This window comes from Mesorhizobium sp. M0292 (assembly GCF_040321695.1).
Lineage (GTDB): Bacteria > Pseudomonadota > Alphaproteobacteria > Rhizobiales > Rhizobiaceae > Mesorhizobium.
In genome coordinates this window covers 15,564-42,077 of sequence record NZ_JAMYSB010000017.1, presented here as the reverse complement: position 1 = coordinate 42,077, position 26,514 = coordinate 15,564, and the positions used below count along the sequence as shown (strand labels likewise).

General features: G+C 64.0%; 21 protein-coding genes. 8 read left to right on the top strand and 13 right to left on the bottom strand.

Features of this window, described 5'->3' with window-relative positions:
* Nucleotides 1-21 precede the first annotated feature (21 nt).
* A complete protein-coding gene (locus NKI96_RS23235) occupies nt 22-1,410 on the top strand; it encodes a HAMP domain-containing sensor histidine kinase (protein ID WP_023692904.1) in 1,389 nt (462 codons plus the stop codon).
* A gap of 192 nt (nt 1,411-1,602) precedes the next feature.
* Here the strand turns inward: NKI96_RS23235 and NKI96_RS23230 are convergent, their stop codons facing one another.
* Complete coding sequence (locus tag NKI96_RS23230; protein WP_023831916.1) at nt 1,603-2,472, bottom strand: helix-turn-helix domain-containing protein; 870 nt, start codon at nt 2,470-2,472, stop codon at nt 1,603-1,605.
* 106 nt (nt 2,473-2,578) lie between these two features.
* Here NKI96_RS23230 and NKI96_RS23225 point away from each other — a divergent pair, with 106 nt between their 5' ends.
* The 5 genes from NKI96_RS23225 (at nt 2,579) to NKI96_RS23205 (ending at nt 8,895) form a co-directional block, all read left to right on the top strand.
* Nucleotides 2,579-3,850, top strand: coding sequence for an ABC transporter substrate-binding protein (locus NKI96_RS23225; RefSeq protein ID WP_352806397.1), 1,272 nt, complete (start codon nt 2,579-2,581; stop codon nt 3,848-3,850).
* Between the two features lie 180 nt (nt 3,851-4,030).
* Complete coding sequence (locus tag NKI96_RS23220; RefSeq protein ID WP_023745911.1) at nt 4,031-4,891, top strand: carbohydrate ABC transporter permease; 861 nt, start codon at nt 4,031-4,033, stop codon at nt 4,889-4,891.
* 13 nt (nt 4,892-4,904) lie between these two features.
* Nucleotides 4,905-5,741: a carbohydrate ABC transporter permease gene (locus tag NKI96_RS23215; RefSeq protein ID WP_023672164.1), complete on the top strand. Its 837-nt coding sequence runs from the start codon at nt 4,905-4,907 to the stop codon at nt 5,739-5,741.
* Between the two features lie 13 nt (nt 5,742-5,754).
* Nucleotides 5,755-6,834 carry an ABC transporter ATP-binding protein gene (locus NKI96_RS23210; RefSeq protein ID WP_352806394.1) on the top strand — a complete coding sequence of 360 codons (1,080 nt, stop codon included), beginning with the start codon at nt 5,755-5,757 and terminating at the stop codon, nt 6,832-6,834.
* Between the two features lie 27 nt (nt 6,835-6,861).
* Nucleotides 6,862-8,895: an aldo/keto reductase gene (locus NKI96_RS23205; RefSeq protein WP_023685053.1), complete on the top strand. Its 2,034-nt coding sequence runs from the start codon at nt 6,862-6,864 to the stop codon at nt 8,893-8,895.
* A gap of 178 nt (nt 8,896-9,073) precedes the next feature.
* On the opposite strand, the gene NKI96_RS23200 is transcribed toward NKI96_RS23205, so the two are convergent.
* Nucleotides 9,074-9,502, bottom strand: a complete 429-nt coding sequence (locus tag NKI96_RS23200; protein WP_352806451.1) for an Lrp/AsnC family transcriptional regulator — start codon at nt 9,500-9,502, stop codon at nt 9,074-9,076.
* 149 nt (nt 9,503-9,651) lie between these two features.
* Between NKI96_RS23200 and NKI96_RS23195 the strand changes: the two genes are divergently transcribed.
* Complete coding sequence (locus NKI96_RS23195) at nt 9,652-10,755, top strand: saccharopine dehydrogenase family protein (RefSeq protein WP_023685051.1); 1,104 nt, start codon at nt 9,652-9,654, stop codon at nt 10,753-10,755.
* A 160-nt stretch (nt 10,756-10,915) separates the two neighbouring features.
* On the opposite strand, the gene NKI96_RS23190 is transcribed toward NKI96_RS23195, so the two are convergent.
* The 5 genes from NKI96_RS23190 to NKI96_RS23170 all read right to left on the bottom strand — a co-directional run bounded on the left by NKI96_RS23190 (nt 10,916) and on the right by NKI96_RS23170 (nt 17,267).
* On the bottom strand, nt 10,916-11,782 hold the full coding sequence (locus NKI96_RS23190) for a glycosyltransferase (protein ID WP_023692908.1): 867 nt from the start codon (nt 11,780-11,782) through the stop codon (nt 10,916-10,918).
* Between the two features lie 206 nt (nt 11,783-11,988).
* On the bottom strand, nt 11,989-13,377 hold the full coding sequence (gene lpdA, locus NKI96_RS23185) for a dihydrolipoyl dehydrogenase (protein WP_023692909.1): 1,389 nt from the start codon (nt 13,375-13,377) through the stop codon (nt 11,989-11,991).
* A 235-nt stretch (nt 13,378-13,612) separates the two neighbouring features.
* Nucleotides 13,613-15,016, bottom strand: coding sequence for a dihydrolipoamide acetyltransferase family protein (locus tag NKI96_RS23180; protein WP_023692910.1), 1,404 nt, complete (start codon nt 15,014-15,016; stop codon nt 13,613-13,615).
* Between the two features lie 2 nt (nt 15,017-15,018).
* Nucleotides 15,019-16,032, bottom strand: a complete 1,014-nt coding sequence (locus NKI96_RS23175; RefSeq protein ID WP_023687603.1) for an alpha-ketoacid dehydrogenase subunit beta — start codon at nt 16,030-16,032, stop codon at nt 15,019-15,021.
* 2 nt (nt 16,033-16,034) lie between these two features.
* The gene (locus tag NKI96_RS23170; RefSeq protein WP_023687602.1) at nt 16,035-17,267 is read right to left on the bottom strand and encodes a 3-methyl-2-oxobutanoate dehydrogenase (2-methylpropanoyl-transferring) subunit alpha; all 1,233 of its coding nucleotides are present in this window, start codon (nt 17,265-17,267) and stop codon (nt 16,035-16,037) included.
* 505 nt (nt 17,268-17,772) lie between these two features.
* On the opposite strand from NKI96_RS23170, the gene holA reads away from it, so the two are divergent.
* Nucleotides 17,773-18,816, top strand: a complete 1,044-nt coding sequence (gene holA, locus NKI96_RS23165; protein WP_023692911.1) for a DNA polymerase III subunit delta — start codon at nt 17,773-17,775, stop codon at nt 18,814-18,816.
* Nucleotides 18,817-19,088: 272 nt separating this feature from the next.
* Here the strand turns inward: holA and NKI96_RS23160 are convergent, their stop codons facing one another.
* The 6 genes from NKI96_RS23160 to yddG all read right to left on the bottom strand — a co-directional run bounded on the left by NKI96_RS23160 (nt 19,089) and on the right by yddG (nt 26,462).
* Nucleotides 19,089-19,979 carry a ParB/RepB/Spo0J family partition protein gene (locus tag NKI96_RS23160; RefSeq protein ID WP_023692912.1) on the bottom strand — a complete coding sequence of 297 codons (891 nt, stop codon included), beginning with the start codon at nt 19,977-19,979 and terminating at the stop codon, nt 19,089-19,091.
* Between the two features lie 62 nt (nt 19,980-20,041).
* Nucleotides 20,042-20,839 (bottom strand): ParA family protein, encoded by a 798-nt coding sequence (locus NKI96_RS23155; protein ID WP_023692913.1) that lies wholly within the window; start codon nt 20,837-20,839, stop codon nt 20,042-20,044.
* A 65-nt stretch (nt 20,840-20,904) separates the two neighbouring features.
* Nucleotides 20,905-21,537, bottom strand: a complete 633-nt coding sequence (rsmG, locus tag NKI96_RS23150; RefSeq protein WP_023692914.1) for a 16S rRNA (guanine(527)-N(7))-methyltransferase RsmG — start codon at nt 21,535-21,537, stop codon at nt 20,905-20,907.
* Entirely contained in the window at nt 21,534-23,408 is a 1,875-nt protein-coding gene (gene mnmG / locus NKI96_RS23145) for a tRNA uridine-5-carboxymethylaminomethyl(34) synthesis enzyme MnmG (protein WP_023692915.1), read from the bottom strand. Before mnmG ends, rsmG begins: the two co-directional genes overlap by 4 nt.
* A gap of 332 nt (nt 23,409-23,740) precedes the next feature.
* Nucleotides 23,741-25,063, bottom strand: coding sequence for a tRNA uridine-5-carboxymethylaminomethyl(34) synthesis GTPase MnmE (gene mnmE / locus NKI96_RS23140; protein ID WP_023692916.1), 1,323 nt, complete (start codon nt 25,061-25,063; stop codon nt 23,741-23,743).
* A gap of 472 nt (nt 25,064-25,535) precedes the next feature.
* Nucleotides 25,536-26,462 carry an aromatic amino acid exporter YddG gene (gene yddG / locus NKI96_RS23135; RefSeq protein WP_352806387.1) on the bottom strand — a complete coding sequence of 309 codons (927 nt, stop codon included), beginning with the start codon at nt 26,460-26,462 and terminating at the stop codon, nt 25,536-25,538.
* Nucleotides 26,463-26,514: the final 52 nt, after the last annotated feature.

Below are 26,514 nucleotides of genomic sequence, written 5' to 3'. Positions count from 1 at the left end.
TTGCCATGACTGAAACGCACTATGACTGAGACAGGCTCTCGCCTGCTGCGCAGCACGCCGTTTCGGCTGGCCCTGACCTTCGCCTTGCTGTTCGTGCTCGCCTTCATCCTGTCAGGCGCCATCGTCTACCAGCTGATGAGCGCGGATCTTGCCGAGCAGCTCGACCAGTCGGTCAAGGAGACCTATTCGGTCGTGGCGGTGACCTATGCCGGAAACGACCGGGAGGATCTGGTTTCGGCAGTCGACAGCCACGCCGCGCTCAGCCCGAGCAAGGAACAGCTGTTCTCGCTCACCGATCCCGCCGGCAATCGCCTGGCCGGGAATTTCACCGCCGCCGACCTTCCCGATGGCTTTTCGGATTTTGCCGCTTCCCTGCCAGGCGTTGCGCCGGACACTATGTACCGCGCCTGGACCGGTTCGGTCGGGCCCAACAGCCTGACAATCGCCTTCTCGCTCTCCGAAACCGAGGAGCTGGAACGCATCGTTTTGATGAGCTTCGGCTGGGCCACCCTGATCATTTCAGGGCTGGCGGTGGCTGGCGGCGCCTTGCTGGCGTCGCGTGTGCAGCGTCGCCTCGACGGCATTGCCACCACCATGGACGATGTCTCCAACGGCCGGCTCGACGCCCGCATTCCACTGCTCGGCAATGGCGACGACATTGACGGCGTCTCGCGCCAGGTCAACGCCGCGCTGGAGCGGCTGGCGGCGCTGGTGGACGGCATGCGCCAGGTCAGCGCCGACATCGCGCATGATCTGAAGACGCCGCTCAACCGGCTGCAGATGATTTTGGAAGCTGCGGCCGACAGGACCGCGCGGGGTGAGGCCGTTGCCGATGAGCTGGCGGAGGCACGTGGGGAAAGCCTGCAGATCAACGATACTTTCGATGCGCTGTTGCGTATTGCCCAGATCGAGGCCGGCGCCCGCAAGTCGCGCTTTGTCGATCTCGACCTCACCGGCGTCATCGATGCCATTGCCGAAATCTACGCCGGTGTCGCCGAGGATGACGGCAAGTCGCTGTCGGCCACGATCGTCCACGGCACCCCATGCCTGGTCCACGGCGACCGCGACCTGCTGACGCAATTGTTTGCCAATCTGGTTGAGAACGCGCTGCGGCATTGCCCCGATGGCACGGCAATCCTTCTATCGGTGCGGCGGCAAGGCGACCGCATTCTGGCTGAGGTCGCCGACAATGGCCCCGGCATCCCGGCGCAGGAGCGCGAAAAAGTGTTCCAGCGGCTCTACCGGCTGGACTCCAGCCGCACCACGCCCGGCAGCGGCCTGGGCCTCAGCCTTGTGCGGGCCATCGCCGACCTGCATGGTGCAACGATTGCGCTGGAGGATCGCCGGCCTGGGCTGGCGGTAATTGTCGGGTTTCCTCGGGCGGAGGGCACCGGTCCCGGCTTGAAATGACAACGCCAGAGCCAGGTCGACCCCACTCCGTCGAGCGAAGCAGCGACGGAGTGGGGGAAGGCGCTCATGAAACGCCAAGTCGCTGACAACTTTCTCCAAGTTGATGATCGCATCCGACAAAGGCGGTCGCGATTAGCCTTGCACATGTTTCCACCCGGAACGGCTGCGGGTTGATCAAGATGACCGTTGAACCTATCGGCCCACCGCACCCCGGCGAAAATCCGAGGGCGACATCCCTGCCAGCTTGCGGAAGGATTTGTTGAAGGCGCTGAGCGAGCCGAAGCCTGAATCCATGGCGACGCGCAGCACATTGGCGTCTTCATGCATCAGCAGCGCCTGCGCGTAGCTCAGCCGCAGCAGATTCATATATTCGTTGAGCGTCATGCCGGTCGATTTCTTGAAAATGCTCATGGCGTATTTGGGATGGATGTCGGCCGCCGCCGCGATGTCGACGCAGTCTATGTCGTAGAGGAAATTCTCGGCGATGAAGTCGCACATGCGACCGACATTGCGCAGCGATTGCTGGTCGAACGGGCCGCCGGGTTCCTGGCCGATGGCGGTTTCCGGCACCAGCCGGTAGGGCTCGAAACGCACCCGCTCCAACCGCAGCAGCAGCTCGTTCACGGCGTGCTCGGTTATCGCCGCATCGCCCGAGCGGAAATAGCGGTTCCAGCGCTCGAAATTGTGATGGTCGGCCTGGTCGGTCGCCGATGTCACCAGCGTGGCGCCGGTCATCAGCCGGTGGCGGACATCCGTCGGCAGGTGCAGGCGGAAGAAATGCACCAGCGGCAGATGCGCGCCGGCATAGATGGCGTCGTCGGAGAGATCGTCCATCTGGTGCGGCAGCCCGCCCCAGAACAGGCACATGTCGCCCGCCGTGAGCGCGATCTCGTGCTCGTTCATGCGGTAGTGCACGCTGCCGCGGACGATGAAATTGACCTCGACCTGGGCATGCCAATGCGGCTTCAGCATCACCAGCGGATGGTTGTGAAACATCTGCAAAGCCATCGGCAGGCCTTCGACGCTGCTGGCGCCAGGCTGGTAAAACGGCCGTTCCGGCATCTTACTTTCCGCCCATCTTTTATTCCCGTTGTCAGGGACAAGCCTTCCGCGCCGCCTAGTCTAGCCATGCTCGCGAAGAGAGAGCAAATGAAATGGGAGGATTTCAATGCGCACGACACTGATCTGTGCCGCGCTGGCGCTTGGCCTGGGCTCAACCCCGGCTTTGGCGCAGTCCGGCGAAATCACGATCTGGAGCTGGAATATCGCCGCTTCGTCGCTGAAGGCGACGGTGGCCGGCTTCAACAAACAGCATCCCGACGTCAAGGTCACCGTTCAGGATCTCGGCAATCAGCCGACCTATGACAAGTCGATCGCCGGCTGCGCGGCCGGCGGCGTCGGCCTGCCCGATATCGTCTCGATCGAAAACGGCGAGGCCGAGAATTACTGGAGCCAGTTCCCCGATTGCTTCGTCGATTTGCACACGCTGGGCTACACCGCCGACGACCAGAAGAAATTCCCGGATTTCAAGCGCACCGAATTGGAGGTCGGCGACAAGGCCTATGCCATGCCGTGGGATTCCGGCCCAGTCGCCGCCTTCTACCGCCGCGACTTCTACGAGAAGGCCGGGGTCGATCCGGCCTCGATCAAGACCTGGGACGATTTCATCGCCGCCGGCAAGAAGGTCCAGGCCGCCAATCCCGGCGTCACCATGACCAATGCCGATTTCAACGGCGACACCGAATTCTTCCGCATGATTTCCAACGAACAGGGCTGCGGCTATTTCGCCGCCGATGGGCAGTCGATCACCGTCAACCAGCCGAAATGCGTCGACACGCTGGCCAAGATCAAGGACATGAAGGACGCCGGCATCATCTCGTCGGCCGACTGGGGCACCAAGATCACCAACAACACCGCCGGCACCGTCGCCACCCAGGTCTATGGCGGCTGGTATGAGGGCACCATCCGCACCGAATCCGCCGGCGAAAACGGCAAATGGGGTGTCTATCTGATGCCGAGCCTGACCGCCGACGGCCCGCGCGCCGCCAATCTCGGAGGCTCGTCGCTCGCCATCACCTCAGCCTCGAAGAACAAGGAGGCCGCCTACGCCTATCTGAAATACACACTGGGAACCAACGAAGGCCAGATCACCATGCTGAAGGATTTCGGCCTGGTGCCGTCGCTGATCTCGGCGCTCGACGATCCCTATGTCTCGCAAGGCCTGCCCTATTGGGGCGGCCAGGCGGTGTGGAAGGACATCCTCGCCACGCTGCCCAAGGTGGTGCCGAGCCGCGGCACGCCGTTCCAGAGCGATGCCGAAATCATCATGCGCGCGGTGCAGACCAAATATCTCGGCGGCGGGTATCCCGATGCCAAGGCCGCACTCGACGACGCCGCCAGCCAGATCGCCTCGGCGACCGGATTGCCGGTGAAGGAGTAAGCTCCACTTCCCCTTCTCCCCTTGTGGGAGAAGGTGGATCGGCGCGATAGCGCCGAGACGGATGAGGGGTGTTCCAGCGGAGTGAGGCGTTGGTGTTCCCTGGAACACCCCTCATCCGTCGCCTGCGGCGACACCTTCTCCCACAAGGGGAGAAGGGAAAACAAAAAGAAAGGAGGAACCATGCGCTACCAGAACGCCACGGCCTATCGCTTCCTCACGCCCTACCTCCTGATCTTCGCCATCTTCTGGGTGTGGCCGATCATCTCCTCGTTCATGATTTCCTTCCAGGCGACGCGCACGGTGCCCTGGCGCTTTGCGCCGACGTTCAACTGGGGCCGCCTGATCGGCGACCCCGCTTTCTTCAACGCGCTGAAGAACACGCTGCTCATCCTCGTCATCCAGGTGCCGGTGATGATCTCGCTGGCGATCGTCATGGCGGTGCTGCTGAACTCGCCGCTGCTGAAAGCACGTGGCCTCTACCGCTTCGCCTTCTTCGCTCCGGTGGTGGTCGGCGAGGTCGCCTATTCCGCCGTGTTCCGGCTGATGTTCAATCTCGATTTCGGCATCATCAACAAGCTGCTCGCCGGCGTCGGCCTGTCCAAGATCGACTGGTTCTCCAACGTCACACCGGCCATGGCGCTGATCATGATCGCGGTAACCTGGCGCTGGGCCGGCTACAACGCCATCATCCTGCTCGCCGGCCTGCAGTCGATCCCCGAGGATGTCTATGAAGCAGCGACGCTCGACCGCGTCAGCAAGCTCAAGCAGTTCTTCTACATAACGCTGCCGCTGCTCAAGCCGGTCATCGTGTTTTGCGCCGTGCTGTCGATCATCGGCACCATGCAGCTGTTCACCGAGCCGTTCCTGATCACCGAGCGCGGCGGCCCCGGCGGCGGCACCGAGACGCTTGGCCTGCTGCTCTACCGCCAGGGTTTTCGCTCGCTCAATTTCGGCTACGCCTCGGCCGTCGCCTACACCATGGCGGGGCTGGCAATCGCCATCACGCTGGTGCAACTGTGGCTGACACGAGAGCCCAAATGAGAGGGGAGGCGAAATGAGTTCGCTCTCGCAACGACGGCTCGGCCGCAGCGTCCTGCTGCATCTGGTCCTGACGCCGCTGGCGGTGATCTGGCTGTTTCCGCTGTGGATGATGGTGGTGTTTTCGACCATGCCCGACAACGGCATTTTCAGCCCCGGCATCGAGCTTCTGCCGCACGGCAATTTCGTCGACAATTTCAACAACCTGCAGCGCGACACCAATTTCGTCGGCGCTATCGGTATTTCGGTGGCGGTGGCGGTGACCTACACCTTCTTCTCGGTGCTGCTGACCTCGATGGCCGGCTGGGCGCTCGCCCGCTATCAGTTCTTCGGCAAGGGCGCGGTGGTGGCGATCATCCTCGGCACCATCACGCTGCCCTATGCGGTGGTGCTGATCCCGCAATTCATCATGGTGGCGCGCGACTTCCAGCTCGCCAACACCTGGATTGCGCTGATCGTGCCACCCTTGTTCAATTCGCTGGGCGTGCTGTTCATGCGCCAGGCTTTCTCGATGATGCCGGCCGACCTTTTCGACGCGGCACGTGTCGAGGGCGTCAAGGAATGGCGTATCTTCCTGTTCGTCGCTTTGCCGCTGGCGCGGCCGATGCTGGCGGCGCTCGCCATCATCCTGTTCCTCGCCTCGTGGAACAATTATCTCTGGCCGCTTTTGATCAACAGCCAGCCCGGCGCGATGACGGCCCCTGTGGCGCTCGGCACGCTGATCGGCCTGACCAAGGTCTCATGGGGCGGCATCATGGCCGGCGCCGTCATGCTGACCGTACCGATGCTGGTCGTCTTCGTGCTGCTGCAGCGCCATTTCATCGCCGGCATCGCCGCCGGTGCCGTCAAGTAGGGACAACAGCGATATGGCGGCAGTCACCCTCACCAATGTCGTAAAACGCTTCGGCGTCTATGAGATCATCCATGGCGCCAACATCGATATCGCCGATGGCGAGTTCGTCGTCTTTGTCGGCCCGTCGGGTTGTGGAAAATCGACGCTGCTCAGGATGATCGCCGGGCTGGAGGATATCAGCGGCGGCGAGATCGCCATTGGCGGCAAGGTGATGAACGATGTCGAGCCGGCCGAGCGCGGCATCGCCATGGTGTTCCAGTCCTACGCGCTCTACCCGCACATGAGCGTGGAGCAGAATCTGAGCTTTGGTCTCAGGATGACCGGCAACCCCAAGGAGGACACCGAGCGGCGGGTGAAGCGGGCCTCCGAAATCCTGCGCATCACAGAGTTGATGGCGCGGCGGCCGAGGCAATTGTCCGGCGGCCAGCGCCAACGCATCGCCATTGGCCGCGCCATCGTGCGCGAACCGCAAGTCTTCCTGTTCGACGAGCCGTTGAGCAATCTCGACGCCGAGCTGCGCGTCCAGATGCGGGTCGAGATCTCGCGCCTGCACAAGGAACTCGGCACAACGATGATCTATGTCACCCACGACCAGACCGAGGCGATGACGCTGGCCGACCGGATCGTCGTGCTGCGCGGTGGCCATGTCGAGCAGATCGGCAGGCCGCTCGATCTCTACGACAATCCCGACAACCAGTTCGTCGCCGGCTTTGTAGGCTCGCCGAAGATGAATTTCATCAAGGGCCGCGTCGTCGGGCGCAACATGAGCAGCGTCACCGTCGAGCTGGTGGGCGAGGAAATGACCCGCATTATGCAACCGTTGACCGGCGCCGTGCCGCAAACAGGAGCCAAGGTCATTGTCGGCGTGCGGCCCGAACATTTCGGCAATGGCGGCGAAGGCGACGCCGACCTCACTGTCGGCATCGACGTGGTCGAGCATCTCGGCGGCACCAGCTTCATCTATGCCAGGACCGCCCATGGCGAAGACCTGGTGATCCAGCGCGACGCGGCAAAGGTCCCCGACACCCAGGCGATCACCGTGTCCATCCGCAAATCCTATCTGTTCGATGAAAACGGCCAGCGGCTGCGCTGACCTTCCAGCTATGCAAGGAGAATGACCATGACTGCTACCGCGCCCATCCGCTGGGGGGTACTCGGGCCCGGCGACATCGCCAAAGCGTTCGCCCGCGGCGTGGCAGGCTCGCGCACCGGCACGATCGTGGCGCTCGGCGCCCGCAATCCCGGCAAGGCAGGCCTGGCCGAGACGTTTCCCGGCGCCCGCATCCTCGACGGTTACGACGCGCTGCTCGCTGACCCCGAGGTCGACGCCGTCTATATCGCCATCCCGCATCCCGGCCACGCCGAATGGGCAATCAAGGCGGCGGAAGCCGGCAAGCATGTGCTGTGCGAAAAGCCGCTGGCGCTGACCGCCTTCGAGGCCGACGCCATGATCCATGCTGCGCGCAAGGCCGGCACCTTCCTCGGCGAAGCGTTCATGTACCGGCTGCACCCGCAGACGGCGAAGCTGGTGGAACTCATCAAGTCGGGCGTCATCGGCGATGTCAGGCTGATGAAGTCGAGCTTCGGCTTCGCCATGCCGGGCTTCATGCCCGAGCACCGGCTCTACGCCAACGATCTCGCCGGCGGCGGCATCCTCGATGTCGGCGGCTATCCCGTCTCGATGGTGCGGCTGATTGCCGGGGCTGCGACTGGAAAACCCTTCGCCGAGCCGGACAAGGTTGTCGGCACCGCCCATCTCGGCAAGTCCGGCGTCGACGAATGGGCCTCGGCGCTGCTGCATTTCCCCGGTGGCGTCGTCGCCGAGGTGTCCTGCAGCATCTCGCTGAAACAGGACAATGTCCTGCGCATCCTCGGCACCAAGGGCCGCATCGAGGTGCCGGATTTCTGGTTCGCCGGCGGCGGCAACCGCGATGGCGGCCCTGGCCGGATCGATGTAATTCTCGCCGACGACACGCGCGATACCATCAGCGTCAACGAAACCCGCCATCTCTATTCCTTCGAGGTCGACGCCGCCGGCGAGGCGATCCTGGCCGGCAAACAGGAGTTCGCCTGGCCGGGCATGAGCTGGGCCGACAGCCTCAGCACGCTGCGCGTCCTCGACAGATGGCGCGCCGCCGTCGGGCTCGAATATGAGATCGAAAAGCCGGCTAAGCGAACCAACACCATTTCGGGCCGGCCGCTGCGCACCGGCGGCACGGCCATTGGCAAGCGCAAGATTCCGGGCCTGTCGAAGCCGGCCTCCGTGGTGGCGCTCGGCTTCGAGGATTTCCGCACCTTCTCGTCGGGCGCAATCCTGCTCGACGCTTTCTTCGAGACCGGCGGCAATCTGTTCGATACCGGCTATGTCTACGGCGCCGGCTACACCGAAACGCTGCTTGGCCAGTGGCTCAGGAATCGCGGCGTGCGCGAGCAGTCGGTGATCATCGCCAAGGGCGCCCACTCGCCGCTCTGCTATCCCGATGTCATCGGCAAGCAGCTCGCCCAGTCGTTGGACCGGCTGCAGACCGACCATGTCGACCTCTATTTCATGCACCGCGACAACCCGGATGTGCCGGTCGGCGAATTCGTCGATGCGATGGACGCCGAGGTCAAGGCCGGCCGCATCCGTGGCCCGTTCGGCGGCTCGAACTGGACGATGGCGCGCATGGACGAGGCGATTGCCTATGCCGAGCGCACCGGCAAGCAGAAGCCCGGCGTGCTCTCCAACAATTTCTCGCTGGCCGAGATGCTGGAACCGATCTGGGCCGGCTGCATCACCTCGTCCACCGACGACTGGAAATCCTGGTTGACGAAAAGGCAGATGCCCAACTTCGCCTGGTCGAGCCAGGGCCGCGGCTTCTTCACCGACCGCGCCGGCCGCGACAAGCAGGACAATGAGGAGCTGGTGCGGGTCTGGTATTCCGAGAAAAATTTCGGCCGCCGCGACCGCGCCATCGAGCTGGCGCAGCGCCTGGGCAAAAGTCCGATCCACATCGCGCTCGCCTATGTGCTGGCGCAGCCTTTTCCGTCGGTGCCGTTGATCGGCCCGCGCACGCTGGACGAGTTGGAGGACAGCTTGAAGGCGCTGGATATCAAGCTGTCGGCGGAGGATGTGGCGTGGCTGGATAGCGGGCCGGAAAGGCGGCGGGCTTAGCAGCTAATCTCCCCCCTTGAGGGGGAGATGTCGCCGAAGGCGACAGAGGGGGTCGCCTCGCGTGGAGCGCTAACCTCCTTCTGCAGCGGCAGGTAGGCCGAGCCCAGTCGAACTGACCCCCTCTGGCCTGCCGGCCATCTCCCCCGCACGGGGGAGATTAGCGGCTCATGCGTTCCACCTACCGATCGATCCGTGTCGACAAAATAATCGACGACGACGTCCGCTCGACCCCGTCCATCGCCCCGATCTCGTCCAGCAACGCATCCAGATCCCTGATCGACGGCGCGTCGACGATGACGATCATGTCGAAATTGCCGCTCACCGAGTGCAGCGTCCGTACCGGCGGCAGCGCCTGCAGCGCCCGCACCACCTTGTCGGCGAGCTTGGGCGTGACGGTGAGCAGCACATGCGCCCGCACCAGCCCCTGCTCGTATTCCGGCGCCATCCGCACGCCATAGCCGGTGATGATGCCGCGCTGTTCCAGCCGCTCGATCCGGCTCTGCACCGTCGTGCGCGAAACGCCGAGCTGGCGCGCCAGCTCAGTGGTCGATGCGCGGGCATTGGCGCGCAGCAAGGAAAGCAGTTTTTGTTCGGCGTCAGTGAGCATTTCGACGAACTTTATCGGCGTATTGATCAATTGTGGGGTTCGTTTCGAACAGTTTCACGCTTCCTTTCGGCAGGCAAGCTGCGATTCTTGAAGGCATCGCGTCCACCGCGCGCGGTCTGGGCCAAAGAGTTTTCACGAGGGGCAAGGTCATGAAGAAAATCATCGTCGTCGGCGCCGGCAAGATCGGCTCGACCATTGCAGGCATGCTCGCCGACAGCGGCGACTACCACGTCACCGTTGTCGACCGCGCGGCGGCGCAGCTTGCCGCGGCCGAACTTCCCGCCGGCGTCGAGGGGCTGGAGCTCGATATCGCAGCGCCGGGCGCACTCGAGGCCGCCCTTGCCGGCGCCTTCGCCGTGCTGAGCGCCGCGCCCTTCCATTTGACCACACGCATCGCCGAAGCGGCCGCCGCAACCGGCGTCCACTATCTCGATTTGACCGAGGACGTCATCTCCACCCGCCGCGTCAAGGAACTGGCGCGTTCGGGCAAGAGCGCGTTCATTCCGCAATGCGGCCTTGCGCCGGGCTTCATCTCGATCGTCGCCAATGATCTCGCCAGCCGCTTCGACACGCTGGAAAGCGTTCGCATGCGCGTCGGCGCGCTGCCGCAATACCCGTCCAATGCGCTGAACTACAATCTGACATGGAGCACCGACGGCGTCATCAACGAATATTGCGAACCCTGCGAGGCGATCGTCGAGGGCGAGCTGATCGAGGTGCCGCCGCTGGAGGAGCGCGAAGAGTTCTCGCTCGACGGCGTCACCTATGAGGCCTTCAACACCTCCGGCGGTCTCGGCACGCTGGCCGAGACGCTGAAGGGCAAGGTGCGCACGCTGAACTACCGCACCATCCGCTATCCCGGCCACGCGGCGATCATGAAGGCGCTGCTCAACGATCTCGGCCTGCGCCACCGCCGCGACGTGCTGAAGGATATCTTCGAGAGCGCCCTGCCGGCAACGCTGCAGGATGTGGTCATCGTCTTCGTCACCGTCTCGGGCCGCCGCAATGGCCGCCTGCTGCAGGAAACCTACGCCAACAAGATCTATTCGCAGCGCATCGGCAACCAGGTGCGCAGCGCAATCCAGATCACCACCGCCTCCGGCATCTGCGCCGTGCTCGACATGCTGGCCGACGGCACCTTGCCGGCGACCGGCTTCGTCAAGCAGGAAAACATCGCGCTGGATGCGTTTCTCGCCAATCGTTTTGGGCGCGCTTATGCGCAGCACGAGATGGTAAGCCGGCTGGCAAGCTGAGCTACTTCACCCTCCCCCTTGTGGGGAGGGTCGGCTCGCGGTCGGAGCGAAGCGGAGATGGCGAGACGGGGTGGGGGTGAGCGCCGACAGTTGGCGAGGACCCCCACCCCGCTCCGCTACGCGGATCGACCCTCCCCACAAGGGGGAGGGTAAGCGCCCGCTACTTCCGCAGAGCCATCGGTCGTCCGAGCAGAAACCGGATGAAGTTGCCCGCGGTCCGCGGCGCAATGCGGGGCTGCGTCGCCTGTCGTGGCGCGCTTTGCCTTCGCGCTGGCACCTTGGGTTCGACAGCCGGTCGGCCCACCGTGAAGGAGGGCCCCGAGACCGGCTTGCCCCTCAACACGTTGGCGACGTTGTTGTCATGGATGACGATGCACCATTGCGCGCCCTTCGATGCCGCCACGACGGTGTTGAAGCGCGTCGCCATTTTTGCGTGGTGCTCGCTGTAGACGCCGCTCATCGCCGGCGATCTCCTTTCGACCAGCGTGCCGAACGCCGACGTGACATAGTAGTGGTGCGTGTAGCGTCCGCTTGCCGTGTCGAAATTCTGGCCGTCCGGAAAGGCAATGTAGAGCGGCTGCAGGTCCACCACACGCTTTTCGATCTCCCGGCGCGCGTAGTGCTCGACGCGCTCCATGAAGGTCGGCGCCAGCGCGTCGTCGCTGTCGAGCCGCGTGAGCGAAACATAGTCGGCATCGGTATCGGCCTGGACGAAGGCATTGAAGCGATCATTGTAATCCTCGCCCGCCTCGACAAGGATCGGCCTGACGTCGACACCGGCCACGCAGCTGCACACGGTGCGAATATAGTTCTCGTGCGTATCGGCATCGAACGCCAGAAGGACGGAAAAATCCTTCAGCGACTGGCCTTCGAGCGACGACGCGCAATAGGTGTCGAACAACGCCAGGCGCTCGACCAGCCAGACCGGGTCGAGATTGGCGCGGCCCTTTCCGTCCCACTGGCTTGGCTTGAAGCCAGCGGCGATGTTGTAGCGTATGGCGATGTATTTCTTCAGGCCGGTGTCCATGGACCGACACTTAGTACATTCCGCTGATCTGCGACAACCAACGGCTGAGCGGCCACCCTCCCCCTTGTGGGGAGGGTCGGCTCGCGGTCGGAGCGAAGCGGAGATGGCGAGACGGGGTGGGGGTGAGCGCTGACGGTCGGCGAGGACCCCCACCCCGCTCCGCTACGCGGATCGACCCTCCCCACAAGGGGGAGGGTAAGCGCACTTCAAATATGCAGCGCGTGGCCCAGCGCCTTCAGCGCCGCTTCCTGGAAGCCTTCGCCTTGCGTCGGATGCGCATGGATGGTCCCGGCGATATCCTCCAGCCGCGCGCCCATTTCCAGCGCCAGGCCGAACGCCGCCGCCAGTTCCGACACGCCTTGCCCGACCGCCTGGATGCCCAGCACCAGATGGTTGTCCGCGCGGGCGGCAACACGAACAAACCCGTCCTCGCCGAGTTTCGTCATCGCCCGGCCGTTGGCGGCGAAGGGGAACTGGCCGATCTTGATTTCGCCTGAAGCCTTCGCCTCCTCCGGCGTTAGCCCTGCCGTCACCAGCTCCGGATCGGTGAAGCAGACGGCCGGGATCGAGCGCTTGTCCCAGCTGCGCTTGTGGCCGGCGACGATCTCGGCCACCATTTCGCCTTGCGCCATCGCCCGGTGCGCCAGCATCGGCTCGCCGGTGACGTCGCCAATGGCATAGATGCCGCGCATCGAGGTGCGGCACTGGTCGTCGATCTTGATGAACTTGCCGGCCATGTCGAGATCGATCTGATCGAGGCCCCAGCCCTCCGTCACCGGCTTGCGGCCGACCGTGACCAGGATCTTGTCTGCCGCGATTTTGGTGCTCTTGCCGTCCGCGGTCTCGACCAGCAGCGCGTCGCCCTTGACCCCCTTGGCCTTGGCGCCAAGCATCACCTCGACGCCGAGCTGGGCCAGCCGTTTCACCACCGGCCGGGTCAGTTCCGCATCATACTGCGCCAGCACGCGCGGCAGCGCCTCGACCACGGTCACCGCGGCGCCCATTTTGGCGAACGCCATGCCGAGTTCCAGCCCGATATAGCCGCCGCCGACCACGGCGAGCTTTTTCGGCACCTCGCCGAGAGCCAGCGCTTCTGTGGATGAAATCACCGGGCCGCCGAACGGCAGGAACGGCAGTTCCACCGTCGCCGAGCCGGTGGCGATCACAACCGTTTCGGCGCGGATGATCTGGGTGCCGGTCTCGGTCTCGACCGCGACGGTCTTGCCGTCGCGGAACGTCGCCCAGCCATAGACGGTCTTGACCTTGGCCTTCTTCAGTAGCCCGGCAACGCCCCCGGTCAGCCGGCTAACAATGCCGTCCTTCCACGCAACCGTCTTGCCGAGATCGAGCACGGGCGCTGCTACCGAGATGCCGAGCGGACTGCTGCCGCCGGCCATATGCGCGACCTTCTCGAACTCTTCCGCCGCATGGATCATCGCCTTGGACGGGATGCAGCCGACATTGAGACAGGTGCCGCCCGGTTTGCCGGCTTCAACGATCACCGTATCGATGCCGAGCTGGCCGGCACGGATAGCGCAGACGTAGCCGCCGGGCCCGGCGCCGATGACCAGCAGCTTGCAGGAGATTTCTTTCATGGCATGACCCTTTGATGCGAGGGAATGTTCCGTCGCGATCCTTCGCGCCCCCCTCTGTCCTGCCGGACATCTCCCCCACGAGGAGGGAGATCAGCAGCTTCGTCGCTTCGCTCATTCCTGCAACGGTGAAGATTGGCGAAACCCTGCGTGACGTCCAATCTCCCCCCTTGTGGGGGAGATGCCTGGTAAGGCAGAGGGGGGCGCTGTCCCGCCGTCATCTCGCTTGTTCCGCCCCTCAATCCACAAATATCAGCGCTGGCGTCTCAATCAGCGCCTTGATCCGCTGCACAAACACCGCCGCATCCCAGCCGTCGACCACCCGGTGATCGAAGCTCGATGACAGGTTCATCATCTTGCGCGGGATGAACTGGGTGCCGTCCCAGACCGGCCGCACCATCATCTTGTTGACGCCGACGATCGCCACCTCAGGATGATTGATGACCGGCGTCGTCGCCACGCCGCCCATGGCGCCGAGCGAGGTGATGGTGATGGTCGATCCCGACAGCTCGTCGCGGCTGGCCGTGCCGGACTTCGCCGCTTCGGCCAGGCGGTTGAGCTCGGCCGCGCAATCCCAGAGGTCGCGCGCCTCGGCGTGCTTGACCACCGGCACCACCAGGCCCGACGGCGTCTGCGCGGCAATGCCGATATGGACGCCGCCATGCTGATGGATGATGCCGGCCTCGTCGTCGAACAGCGCGTTGATGTTGGGCTGGTCGGCAATCGCCTTGACCATCGCCCGCATCAGGAACGGCAGCAGCGTCAGCTTCGGCCTCTCCACACCCTTGCGCTTTTCCTTGTTGAGCGCCGCGCGCAACTCCTCAAGTGCTGTGACGTCGATCTCCTCGACATAGGTGATGTGCGGGATGCGTGACTTCGCCAGCGACATTTTTTCGGCGATCTTGCGCCGCAGTCCGATGACCTTGATATCCTCGACGCTGTCATTACGCGCCAGACCCGACGCCTTCGCTACCTGCGGTCCGCGTGCCAGGAATGCCTCGATATCTTCGTGGCTGATGCGGCCGGCAGGGCCGGTACCCGACACCTGGCGCAGATCGATCCCCGCCTCCTTCGCCCTGAGCCGGATGGCGGGCGACGCCAGGGGCTTTTCGCCCTCCGGGCGCGGCGCGCCGGAGGGTGCCGCACCTTTAGATGTCGGCGCAGCACCCCCACCCCTGGCCCCTCCCCACAAGGGGGAGGGGGATTCAGTCTCAGCTGCCCGTGGGCTTTTGGCTGCTGGTGCAGGTGCTGGCGACTTGGCGTAGGATTTCGTGGCCGAAACGCCTCCCTCTTGTGGGGGTCCGGAGGACGGGCGAGACCCGTGGCTCGCCCCGGCAGGGGTGGGGGTCGGTGCCGCCGTGACCTCTGACGATTTCGAGCCTTCCGCGACATTGCCCTCCCCCGCCACCTTCAGCCGCACGATGGGCGAGCCGATCGCCACCGTGTCGCCGATCTCGGCGCCCAGCCACAGGATCTCGCCATCGACCGGCGAAGGTATTTCCACCGTCGCCTTGTCGGTCATGACGGCGGCAAGCACCGAGTCCTCGCGCACGAGGTCGCCGACCTTGACGTGCCACTCCACAAGTTCGGCCTCGGCGACGCCTTCACCGACATCCGGCAGCTTGATGATGTGTTCGCCCATCCCTAGGCTCCCATGGTTTCGAGAAGCGCGCGGCCGACACGGGCCGGCCCCGGGAAATAATCCCATTCCTGCGCATGCGGGTAGGGCGTGTCCCAACCGGTGACGCGCGCCACCGGCGCTTCCAGATGGTAGAAACAATTTTCCTGCACCAGCGCCGACAGCTCGGCGCCGAAGCCGGAGGTCAGTGTCGCCTCGTGCACGACGACGCAGCGTCCGGTCTTCTTCACCGAAGCGACTATCGCGTCGAGATCGAGCGGCAGCAGGGTCCGCAAATCGATGATCTCGGCATCGATGCCGGTTTCTTCCACAGCCGCCTGCGCGACATAGACCATGGTGCCGTAGGCGAGCACGGTGACGGCCGAGCCCGCCCGGCGGATCGCCGCCTTGCCGAGCGGCACCGTGTAATGGCCGTCGGCGACCTCGCCCAGTTCATGCTTCGACCATGGCGTCACCGGTCGGTCGTGATGGCCATCGAACGGTCCGTTATAGAGCCGCTTCGGCTCCAGAAAAATCACCGGATCGGGATCCTCGATCGCCGCGATCAGCAGTCCCTTGGCGTCGTGCGGATTGGACGGCACCACCGTCTTTAGTCCCGACACATGGGTGAACAGCGCTTCCGGGCTCTGGCTGTGCGTCTGGCCGCCAAAGATGCCGCCGCCGGTCGGCATGCGGACAACGATCGGGCAGGTGAAATCGCCGTTCGAGCGGTAGCGCAGGCGTGCTGCTTCCTGCGTCAGCTGGTCGTAAGCCGGGTACATGTAGTCGGCAAACTGAATTTCCACGCATGGCTTCAGCCCATAGGCGGCCATGCCGATGGCGGAGCCGACAATGCCGGATTCGTTGATCGGCGCATCGAAGCAGCGGCTCTTGCCGTACTTCGCTTGCAGGCCTGCCGTGCAGCGGAAGACACCCCCGAAGAAGCCGACATCCTCGCCATAGACGATGACGCGTTCGTCGCGCGCCATCGACACGTCCATGGCGTCGCGGATCGCCTCGATCATGGTCCGTCTCGGCATGGTCAGACTCCCGCCTGCTGGCGCTGGCGCCTGAGATGCGGCGGCATCTCGGCAAACACGCCCTCGAACATCTCGCGCGTCGACGGCTTGCCGCCGGCATGCAGCGTGCCGTGGCCTTCAGCTTCCTTCTGCGCCGCGATCACCGTCTCGAGGATTTCCGCTTCGGCCTGGGCGTGACGCTCGTCCGACCAGACGCCGCGTTGGATCAGATGGTTCTTCAGCCGCATCACCGGATCGCCGAGCGGCCAGGCGTCGGATTCCGTCTTCGGCCGATAGGCCGACGGATCGTCCGAGCTCGAATGCGCGCCGGCACGGTAGGTGACATATTCGATCAGCGTCGGCCCGAGATTCTGCCGCGCCCGTTCCGCCGCCCATTTGGCCACGGCATGCACGGCGAGATAATCATTGCCGTCGACGCGCAGCGCCGGAATGCCGAAGCCGAGGCCGCGCGCGGCAAAGGTGCCGGAGCCGCCACGCGCAATGCCTTGAAACGTCGAGATCGCCCACTGGTTGTTGACGACGTTGAGGATGACCGGCGCCTTGTACGTCGAGGCGAACACCAGTGCGGAATGGAAATCGGATTCGGCCGTCGAGCCGTCGCCGATCCACGCCGCCGCGATTTTCGAATCGTTGCTGATAGCGGAAGCCATCGCCCAGCCGACCGCCTGGATGTATTGCGTCGCCAGATTGCCGGAGATCGAGAAGAAGCCATGCTCCTTCGACGAATACATGATCGGCAGCTGCCGCCCTTTGAGCGGATCGGCCTCGTTGGAATAGATCTGGTTCATCATCGTGACCATCGGATAGCCGTCGGCGATGAGCAGGCCGGCTTGCCGATAGGTCGGGAAATTCATGTCGCCTGGCGCCAGCGCCTTGCGGAAAGCGCAGCTCACCGCCTCTTCGCCCAGATGCTGCATGTAGAACGAGGTCTTGCCCTGGCGCTGCGCCATCTGCATGCGCGCATCGAAGCTGCGCAGCGTCATCATGTGGCGCAACCCCTCGAGCAGCTCCTCGTCGGTGAGCAGCCCGGCCCACGGCCCGACCGCCTCACCGGTGCGGTTGAGCACGCGGATGATCGAAAACGCCATGTCGCGGATGGTGCGCGGATCGACATCGATGTCCGGTCGCGGCACCGAGCCCGCCTTGGGGATAGGCACGTTGGAGAAGTCGGGCGTTCCGCCCGGCCGCACTTCCGGCTCCGGCACATGAAACCGCAACATCCCAGCATCGGTCATGACCATGGTCCTCCCATTTGCTGCGGTGATATTTGCACATCCGCGCGCCCGGCACAGCGCCAATTCATGGGGCGCCGCAACCCATCCGGCGTCACGGCCGGCAGGCGACCGCAAGATGCAGATATGTCGGCGAAATTTCTTGTCGATGTTGGGGAGCGGCGCGCAATTAGGCGCAAAGTTTTGCAGGATTTCCGGCAGATAGTCACTTCACGGCCTCCGGGAGAGATGAAGGCACCAAGGTCGGCGAACTCGCGCTTTCCTCTCCCCCGTCGATCGAGGGAGAGGTGTCGAGCGAAGCTCGACGGAGTGGGGGTCGACCCTTGGGCGCTAGGCAATGCTTGAGTGCCCTTCCTTTGTTCGTTCGCGGCGATTGCCAGGTGGTTCCCCCACTCCGTCTCGGCTTCGCCGAGCCACCTCTCCCCCTCCGGAGGCGAGGAAGGGCGCCAAGGTCTCGAACTCTCTGGAGAACGTTCACTCAGCGACCGCATCATGCTAACCACCCAGCATGGCGCAGAAAAAAGGATATGAGGTCGATTCGTGGCTGGCGAAGCCTGACGCGCGCATATCGATCGTCCTGCTTTACGGACCCGACCGCGGCCTCGTCGCCGAGCGGGCCAAAGCCTTTGCCGCGAAAACCGGCCTGCCGCTCGACGACCCCTTCTCGGTGGTCCGGCTCGACGGCGCGGAGGTCGATCGCGACCAGGGCCGGCTGCTCGATGAAGCCCGCACCGTGCCGATGTTCTCCGACCGGCGGCTTCTATGGGTGCGCAACGCCAGCGGTCAGAAGGCGCTGGCCGACGACGTCAAGGCACTGACGGCCGAGCCCGCGCGCGACGCCATCATTCTCATCGAGGCCGGCGACCTGAAAAAGGGCATCGGACTGCGCGCCGTGGTCGAGGCGGCCGACAACGCCATGGCGCTGCCTTGCTATGCCGATGAAGCCCGCGACATCGACAGCGTCATCGACGACGAGCTGCGCAAGGCCGGCATGTCGATGGCGCTCGATGCGCGCCAGGCGCTGCGCCGCAATCTCGGCGGCGACCGGCTGGCCTCGCGCGGTGAAATCGAAAAGCTGGTGCTTTACGCCCACGGCCAGAAGGACATTGGCCTCGATGACGTCAGGGCGATGTCCGGCGACGTTTCCGGCGCCTCCTTCGACGACGCGGTCGATGCTGTGCTGGAGGGCAGGATCGGTGACTTCGACACCGCCTTCACCCGCCACTGCCTGTCCGGCGGCCATCCTTTCCTGGTGCTGTCCTCGGCGATGCGGCAGCTGCAGCAGCTTCAGGTCATGCGCGGCCAGATGGACACCGCCGGCCGCAACGCCGCCTCGGCCATGGCCGCCGCCCGTCCGCCGGTGTTTTTCTCGCGGCGCAAGCTGGTGGAGAAGGCGCTGGAGCGCTGGAACGTCGAGGCGCTCAGCCGCGCGCTGAACCGGCTGCAATCGGCCGTGCTGCAGACCAGGCGCAGGCCGGATTTGTCGGAAGCGCTGGCACGGCAGGCGCTGCTCGGCATTGCGGTGGAGAGCGCGAGGCTGGCGCAGCGGTGATCTCCCCCCTTGAGGGGGAGATGTCGCCAAAGGCGACAGAGGGGGTCGCCGCGCGTGGAGCGCTGGCGCTTTCGCAACGACAAACGAGGTCGGCGCTTGATGCGAGACGACCCCTTCTGGCCTGCCGGCCATCTCCCCCTCAAGGGGGGAGATCAGCAGTTCGATCCCTTCGGCAATCGCCAATAAAAAGAAGGGCCGGCAACCGCCAAGCCCTTTCTTCATCCTAAGCCAGAACTTCATTCGCCGGCTAAATATGGCGCAACCCCAACCCTCTACCGCTCATCCTTCAACCGCCGGCATAGCTCGTCGAGCTGCTCCAGACTGCGGTAGTCCACGCGGATCGCGCCGCCTTTGCCCTTGTGCTCGATGGTCACGATCATGCCGATCGTGTTGGTCATCAGCCTTTCCAGCGCCAGCGTGTCGGCATCCTTGCCCGATGCGCCGTGTGCTGGTTTTGCCTTGGGCGGCGTGCCGCCCGCCGGCATCTGCGCCAGCGCCTCAGCCTGGCGCACCGAAAGCCCTTCTTCGACGATCTGCTTGGCTAGCCCGGCGGGATCCTGCGCCGTCACCAGCGTCCGGGCATGGCCGGCCGACAGCACGCCGTCGACCAGCATGTCGCGGATCACGTCGGGCAGCTTCAACAGCCTGAGCGTGTTGGCGACGTGGCTGCGGCTCTTGCCGATGACATTGCCGAGATCGGCCTGGGTGTAGCCGTGATCGTCGATCAACTGCTGGTAGCCGAGCGCCTCCTCGACCGGATTGAGGTCGGTGCGCTGGACGTTCTCGATGATCGCCAGTTCGAGCGCCGTGCGGTCGTTGACGTCGCGCACGATGATCGGGATCTCGGTCAGCCCGGCGCGCTGCGCCGCCCGCCAGCGGCGCTCGCCGGCGATGATCTCGTAGCGCCCGGCCTGCGTCGGCGAAGGCCGCGCCACTACCGGCTGCACGACGCCATGTTCGCGGATCGATTGCGCGAGATCCGTCAGATCGGCGTCGCCGAAATGCCGGCGCGGGTTTTTCGGGTTCGGGCTCAGAAACTCGATCGGCACCTTGCCGTCGGCATTCAGGCCTGGCTTTTCGGCCGCTGCCACCGGGCGGTCGATCTCCCCGATCAGCGCCGCCAGTCCACGCCCCAGTCTCTTTCTCGAAAGGTCTTCGCTCATCTCAATTCCAGATTCTTGATCGTTTCGGTGCCGGATCGGCTTTGTTTATCGACCCTGCCTAATCATGCAGCGCGCAATTTTCGCTCGCGGCGGATCACTTCGGATGCCAGTTGCAGATAGGCTTGGCTGCCGGAGCATTTCAGGTCATAGAGGATCGCCGGCTTGCCATAGGAGGGCGCCTCGGACACTCGCACATTCCTAGGAATGATCGTCTCGTAGACCTTGTCGCCCATATGTGCCCGCACGTCCTGCACCACCTGGTTGGCGAGGTTGTTGCGGCCGTCATACATGGTCAGCACGATGCCCTGGATGATCAAGTCCGGATTGATCGAACGGCGCACCTGCTCCACCGTTTCCAGGAGTTGGCTTAGCCCTTCGAGAGCGAAGAACTCGCACTGCAGCGGCACAAGAACAGAATCGGCTGCCGCCATTGAATTCAAAGTCAAAAGGTTGAGCGAGGGCGGGCAGTCGATCAGCACATAGCCGAACGGCGCACCGCGCTCGGTGGCGGCGCGCAGCGCGTTGCGCAGCTTAAGCACGCGATCCGGCGCCGAGGCGATTTCCATCTCGATGCCGAGCAGATCGAGCGTCGACGGCACGATCGACAGGCCGGGCACCGCCGTTGGAATGGCCGCCTCTTCCAGGCCCAGTTCGCCGGTCAGCACATCGTAGGACGAGACGGTGCGGTCCTTGCGGTCGATGCCAAGACCGGTCGAGGCATTGCCTTGCGGATCGAGATCGACGATCAGCACCTTTTCGCCGATGGCGGCCAGCGCCGTGGCCAGATTGATGGCGGTCGTGGTCTTGCCGACGCCGCCCTTCTGGTTGGCGACGGTGATGGTGCGAGGTCCGGTTTTCATGGGTCTGTGCCAGGTATTCATGTGGGCCAGGTATTCATTGCGTCGCCAAGGTTGCGAAGGAGAGCTTACGCCGTCCGCAGATCGGTCACTTCGAGGATGACGCCATGGGCGTCGGTCTTGCTCGGATATTCTACCAGATCGAAAGCCCAGCGGTGAGTGCTTTCTTCCACCTCGGAGCGGTAATCCCGGCCTTTGTGGAACAGCGCCCGCGATCCCTTGGTCAGCCACGGCGCCGACAGATCGAGCAGCGCCGGCAGCGCGGCCAGCGCCCGCGCCGTGATGATTTCCGGTTCGGAAACAAGCGCATAGCTGTCGTCAATGCGCCGGGCGACGACCCGTGCCGGCAAACCGAACTGGCCAATGACCGCCTGTAAAAACGATGCTTTCTTCCGGTTGCTCTCGACCAGATAGATCGACGCGCCATCGCGTTCGACCAGCAGGAAGGCCATTACCAGGCCCGGAAAACCGCCGCCCGAACCGAGATCGGCCCAGCGTTTGGCCTGCGGTGCGATTCGCGCCAGCTGCGCGCTATCCAGAATATGGCGGCCCCAGACATCGTCCAGCGTCGACGGCGCGGCCAGATTGATGCTGCGGTTCCATTTCAGGAACAACTGTTCGAACGTCACCAACCGATCGAATGTTTCACGTGAAACCGGTCCCGCGGCCTCTTGCAGGCTCGCCCATGAGGCAGCGCTCACGCAACGGCCCTTTGGGCGGCCGATTCGGCGTTGCGGACGTGCGCGACGATGATGGCCAGCGCCGCCGGGGTCATGCCTTCCATACGCTGCGCGTCAGCGATCGACCGGGGCTGACGCGTTAGCATCTTCTGCTTCAGCTCATTGGACAGGCCAGGAACATCGGCGAAATCCACCGACGCCGGGATCAGCCGGCTTTCCTCGCGCCGGATCTGTCCGACATCCGCCTGCTGGCGATCAAGGTAAACCGAATATTTCGCTTCCGTTTCGAGCCGCTCAGCGGTTTTGACGTCGATTGCGCCAAAGGCCGGCGCAACACGGGCCAGCCAGGCTATATCGACACCGGGATGAGCGAGCAATTCATAAGCGGAGCGGCGCACGCCGTCCCTGTTGATCTCCAGCCCATGCCGCGCCGCTTCGTTGGGCGTCATCGTCGTCGCAACTGCGAGTTCGCGCGCCCTATCAAGATCCTGTGTGACTTGATTGAACCGCTGTGTCCGCTCCGGCGACACGATACCAAGCCGATTTGCGAGAGGCGTAAGCCTTTCATCGGCATTGTCGGCGCGCAGCGATAGGCGAAACTCCGCCCGCGAAGTGAACATGCGGTAGGGCTCGGCAATGCCGCGGCTGGTGAGGTCGTCGACCATCACACCGATATAGGCTTCGGTGCGGCTGAGCACGATTTGGTCGTCGGCCGCCGCCTTGCGCGCGGCGTTGAGCCCGGCGAGCAGGCCCTGCGCTCCGGCTTCTTCATAACCGGTGGTGCCGTTGATCTGACCGGCTAGGAAAAGCCCCGCAATACGTTTGGCCTCAAGCGTCGGCTCCAACTCGCGCGGATCGACATGGTCGTATTCGATGGCGTAGCCGGGCTGCAGCATGGTCGCCCGCTCTAGCCCGGGTATAGTTTTGAGAATGTCGAGTTGCACATCCTCGGGCAGGGAGGTCGAAATGCCATTGGGGTAGACCGTGTCGTCGTCCAGCCCTTCCGGCTCGAGGAATATCTGATGACCTTCTCGATCGCCGAACTTGACGATCTTGTCTTCGATCGACGGGCAATAGCGTGGTCCGACCCCCTCTATCGAGCCGGAATACATGGCGGAGCGGCCGAGATTGGCGCGGATCAGCTCGTGCGTCGCCGGTGTCGTACGCGTGATGCCGCAATGGATTTGCGGATTCTTGATTGTGTCGGTGAGCAGCGAGAACGGCACTGGATGTTCGTCGGCCGCCTGGCTTTCCAGCGACGGCCAGTCGATGGTGCGGCCATCGAGCCGCGGCGGCGTGCCGGTCTTCAGCCGTCCAAGCGCGAAACCGGCGCGGCTCATCGTCGCCGACAGGCCAAGGCTCGCTTGCTCGTTCATCCGCCCGGCGACAATCTTCCTGTCGCCAATGTGGATGAGGCCGCGAAGGAAGGTGCCGGTGGTCAGCACCACGGCGCCGCACGCCAACCGGCGCCCGTCGGCCAGGAGCACAGCGGCGATGCGTCCATCCACGATGTCGAAGTCCAGAACCTCGCCTTCGACGACGTCGAGACCGTTCTGCTGCCGAATCGCTTCCTGCATGGCCAGCCGATACAGCTTGCGGTCGGCCTGCGTGCGCGGCCCGCGCACGGCAGGGCCTTTGCGGCGATTGAGCAGGCGGAATTGGATGCCGGCAGCATCGGCGATGCGGCCCATCAGCCCGTCCATGGCGTCGATCTCACGCACCAGATGGCCCTTCCCGAGGCCGCCGATCGCCGGATTGCAGGACATGACACCGATCGTGTCGAAGCGCAGCGTGACCAGCGCGGTCCTGGCGCCGGCGCGCGCGGCAGCGCACGCAGCCTCGCACCCGGCATGGCCACCGCCCACCACAACCACATCATAGCGATCGATCATTGTCCCTTCCAGATTCAGAGATTTCCCGACACATGTCCCCACGAGAGGACGCTGTCAAGGATTGCAGGTTGATTCGTTCACGTGGACCGGAGTGCTGAAAGTCGCAGAGGTGTTTCACGTGAGTCATAGGAGCAGCGAAGCCTCGTTTGGCGCTGCCCTTCATCTACCTTCCGGCATCTTCTCCCCATGAACGGGGACAATGAGGGGCGGTGCAGGCTTTCGGCCACTTGCCCTTTTGCCAACCGTCTCATTTCACGTGAAACACGCACTTGGGCGGCCCCCTGTGTTTCACGTGAGTCACTCACACAGCGCGCCCCCCTGTTTCACGTGAGTCACTTCCCAATGCAAAACTGCGAAAAGATCACGTCCAGCAGGTCCTCGACATCCACCGCGCCGACAATCCGGCCGAGCCGGTCCGCCGCAAGACGCAGCTCCTCCGCCCGCAGCTCCTGGCCGCGCTCTTGCCCCGACAAAGCCGAGATCAGAAAGCGCCTGGTCTCATTGAGCAGCTCCACATGCCGCAACCGCGACGGCAGGATGTCACCGGCATCGCCGATAGCAGCCGCGGCGCGCCTGCCGATCTCGGCCAGGAGTTCAGCCAACCCAGTGCCGTCCACCGTCGAGATCAACGCATCATACGCCTCCAATCGCGGCGAACCTTTCAAGAGATCGACCTTGGTGCCGATTCTCAAAGCCGGGGCCTCGACAGGCATGTTGCCGATCGCACTCGGGTCCGCCAGATCTTCCAGCAACAGCACCAGGTCAGCCGTGTGCGCCTTGGCCCGCGCCTTTTCGATACCGATCGCTTCGATCTTGCCGGGCGCCTCGCGCAGGCCCGCGGTGTCGGTTACCCTGACCCGCACTCCGTGGACATCCAGCACCACTTCGAGCAAGTCCCGCGTCGTGCCGGGCTCGTCGGTAACAATCGCCGCCTCACGCCTGGCCAGCGCGTTGAACAGGCTGGATTTTCCGGCGTTCGGTGCACCGAGGATGACAACCTCAAACCCGTCACGGATGATCTCGGCGGCATGGAAGCCATCGACATGCCGGCCGATCTCGCCCACCATTGCGCGCACATCGGACCAAACCGTGTCCGAAACGGAACCGGGCACGTCGTCTTCGTCGGCGAAGTCGATTTCCGCCTCGATCATGGCCCGTGCATGGATCAGGCGATGGCGCCAGCCAAGATAGAGTTCGCTTTGCACTCCTTCGGCATTCTGCACGGCAAAGCGCCGCTGCGCTTCGGTTTCGGCGTTGACCAGATCGGCCAACGCCTCCGTCTCGACCAGATCCAGCTTGCCGTTGAGAAGAGCCCGGCACGTAAATTCACCAGGTTCCGCATGACGCACGCCGTCAAACCCGGCAATGATCTCCAGCATCTTGCCGGCGACGGCGCGGCCGCCATGGACTTGGAACTCGGCGACATCCTCGCCGGTAAAACTGTTCGGCCCCGGAAAAAACAGCACCAGGCCGTTGTCGATAAGCGACCCGTCCACCGTTCGGAGCTTGCGCAGGGTTGCAACCCGGTCCTTGACCTTACCACCGGCAACCGTTTCGACGACGAATCGAGTCTTCGGTCCGGAAATGCGGATGACAGCGATGCCGGCGGGCAGGCGCCCGCTGGAAAGCGCAACGATCGAATCGCCTGAAATCATTTGCCCTTCTCACCGGTCGCCTAGCTGTCCGGTCGACAATCCCACAGTGCCGCGGCCGTCATGAACCGGCTGTTCGTCAATATCAAGGTCGATCGCGGGAGCGGCCGGACATTACCAAATCTGTATAGCCGCCTTGTCATCCATGTGCGAGCAGTCGGGTCCTAATCCCGACGCCAAGCAGTTCTGGGCGGGCCAGCAAGCCCTACGGCAGGCCGGCATCGTTAATGCCTGTTCCTGGCCCGGAACCGTGAAGCTGGCGCCCATCTCCCCATGGGGAAAGCCTCGTTCCGGTTGCGAATCGGAAATCCCGACCCGCGTCACGCCGATCGTCGCCCGATTGGAACGGATGCGAATCGACTTAACATTGGCCAGTGGCATCCGGCCGCCGACCGGCAGACCGGGGCTGTGCACCGCTATCATGCCGGTGGCGACGGATCCGTAGGAACCGAGCCGCTGCTGCGACGCCGGTAGCTCAACCCGTGTTTCCGTCCAACGCCGAAGGAAGCGGCTTCACATCAATGGATGGCGGCCGCGGCGCGAACAGCAAATCCTTGGCCGCGACCACCGCTCCGACCGTGATCAGGATGCAAGCAACAGCCACCGACCAGTGAAACACACCAAAGCCTGCCAGCAGAAGCACGATGACCGACAAGAGGGGCGCCGCGTAGGAGAGGGCGCCGAGGATCATGATGTCGCCGTGCTTGCAGCCATAGTCCCAGGCGTAAAAGCCGGCGCCTAGCGGTATTACGCCCAAGATGACGATGGCGCTCCACTGCGTCGCCGTCTGTGGCCAGACGGTAGCCTCAAGCGTCAGGTGCAGCACCAAGGCGACCGCAGCCGTGATGAAGCAGTAGCCGGCGACGACATCGGTCGGCACCTTGCCAAAGCGGCGCGATAAAACCGAATAGCCGGCCCAGATGAAAGCGCAGAACAGCGCGATGACATGCCCCTTCATCACACCATTGGCCAGTCCGATCGTGCCGCCCTTGGTGATCACCACAATGGCGCCGGCAAGGCCGAGCACGACGCCGGCGATGTGATGGGCCCTAAGCTTTTCTCCAGGCAGGAAGGCGGCAAAGACGACGATCAGCAACGGCCAGAGATAGGCGATCAGGCTGACCTCGACCGGCGGCGCCGACTGGATGGCGAAGAAATAGGCGCAGTGATAGATGCACAGCCCCGCTGTGCCGAGCGCCCAGACCTGCCACGGCTGGCGCAGCGACTTGGTCGCCGCCGGACGGACAAGCCAGCTCGACGCGCCGGCCAACCCGCCAAGCAGAAACGTCATCGCCGCCAGCTGAAAGGGCGGAATCGGTCCAGCCGCAGTCGAAAGCAGCGCCAGGAACGACCATGTCAGAATGGCCGAGAAGCCGATCAGGGTCGGGATTGTTTTCTTCATGCGGCCTCCGATCTTCGAGACGGGATTACTCGCATGACGACAGCTATGGAAA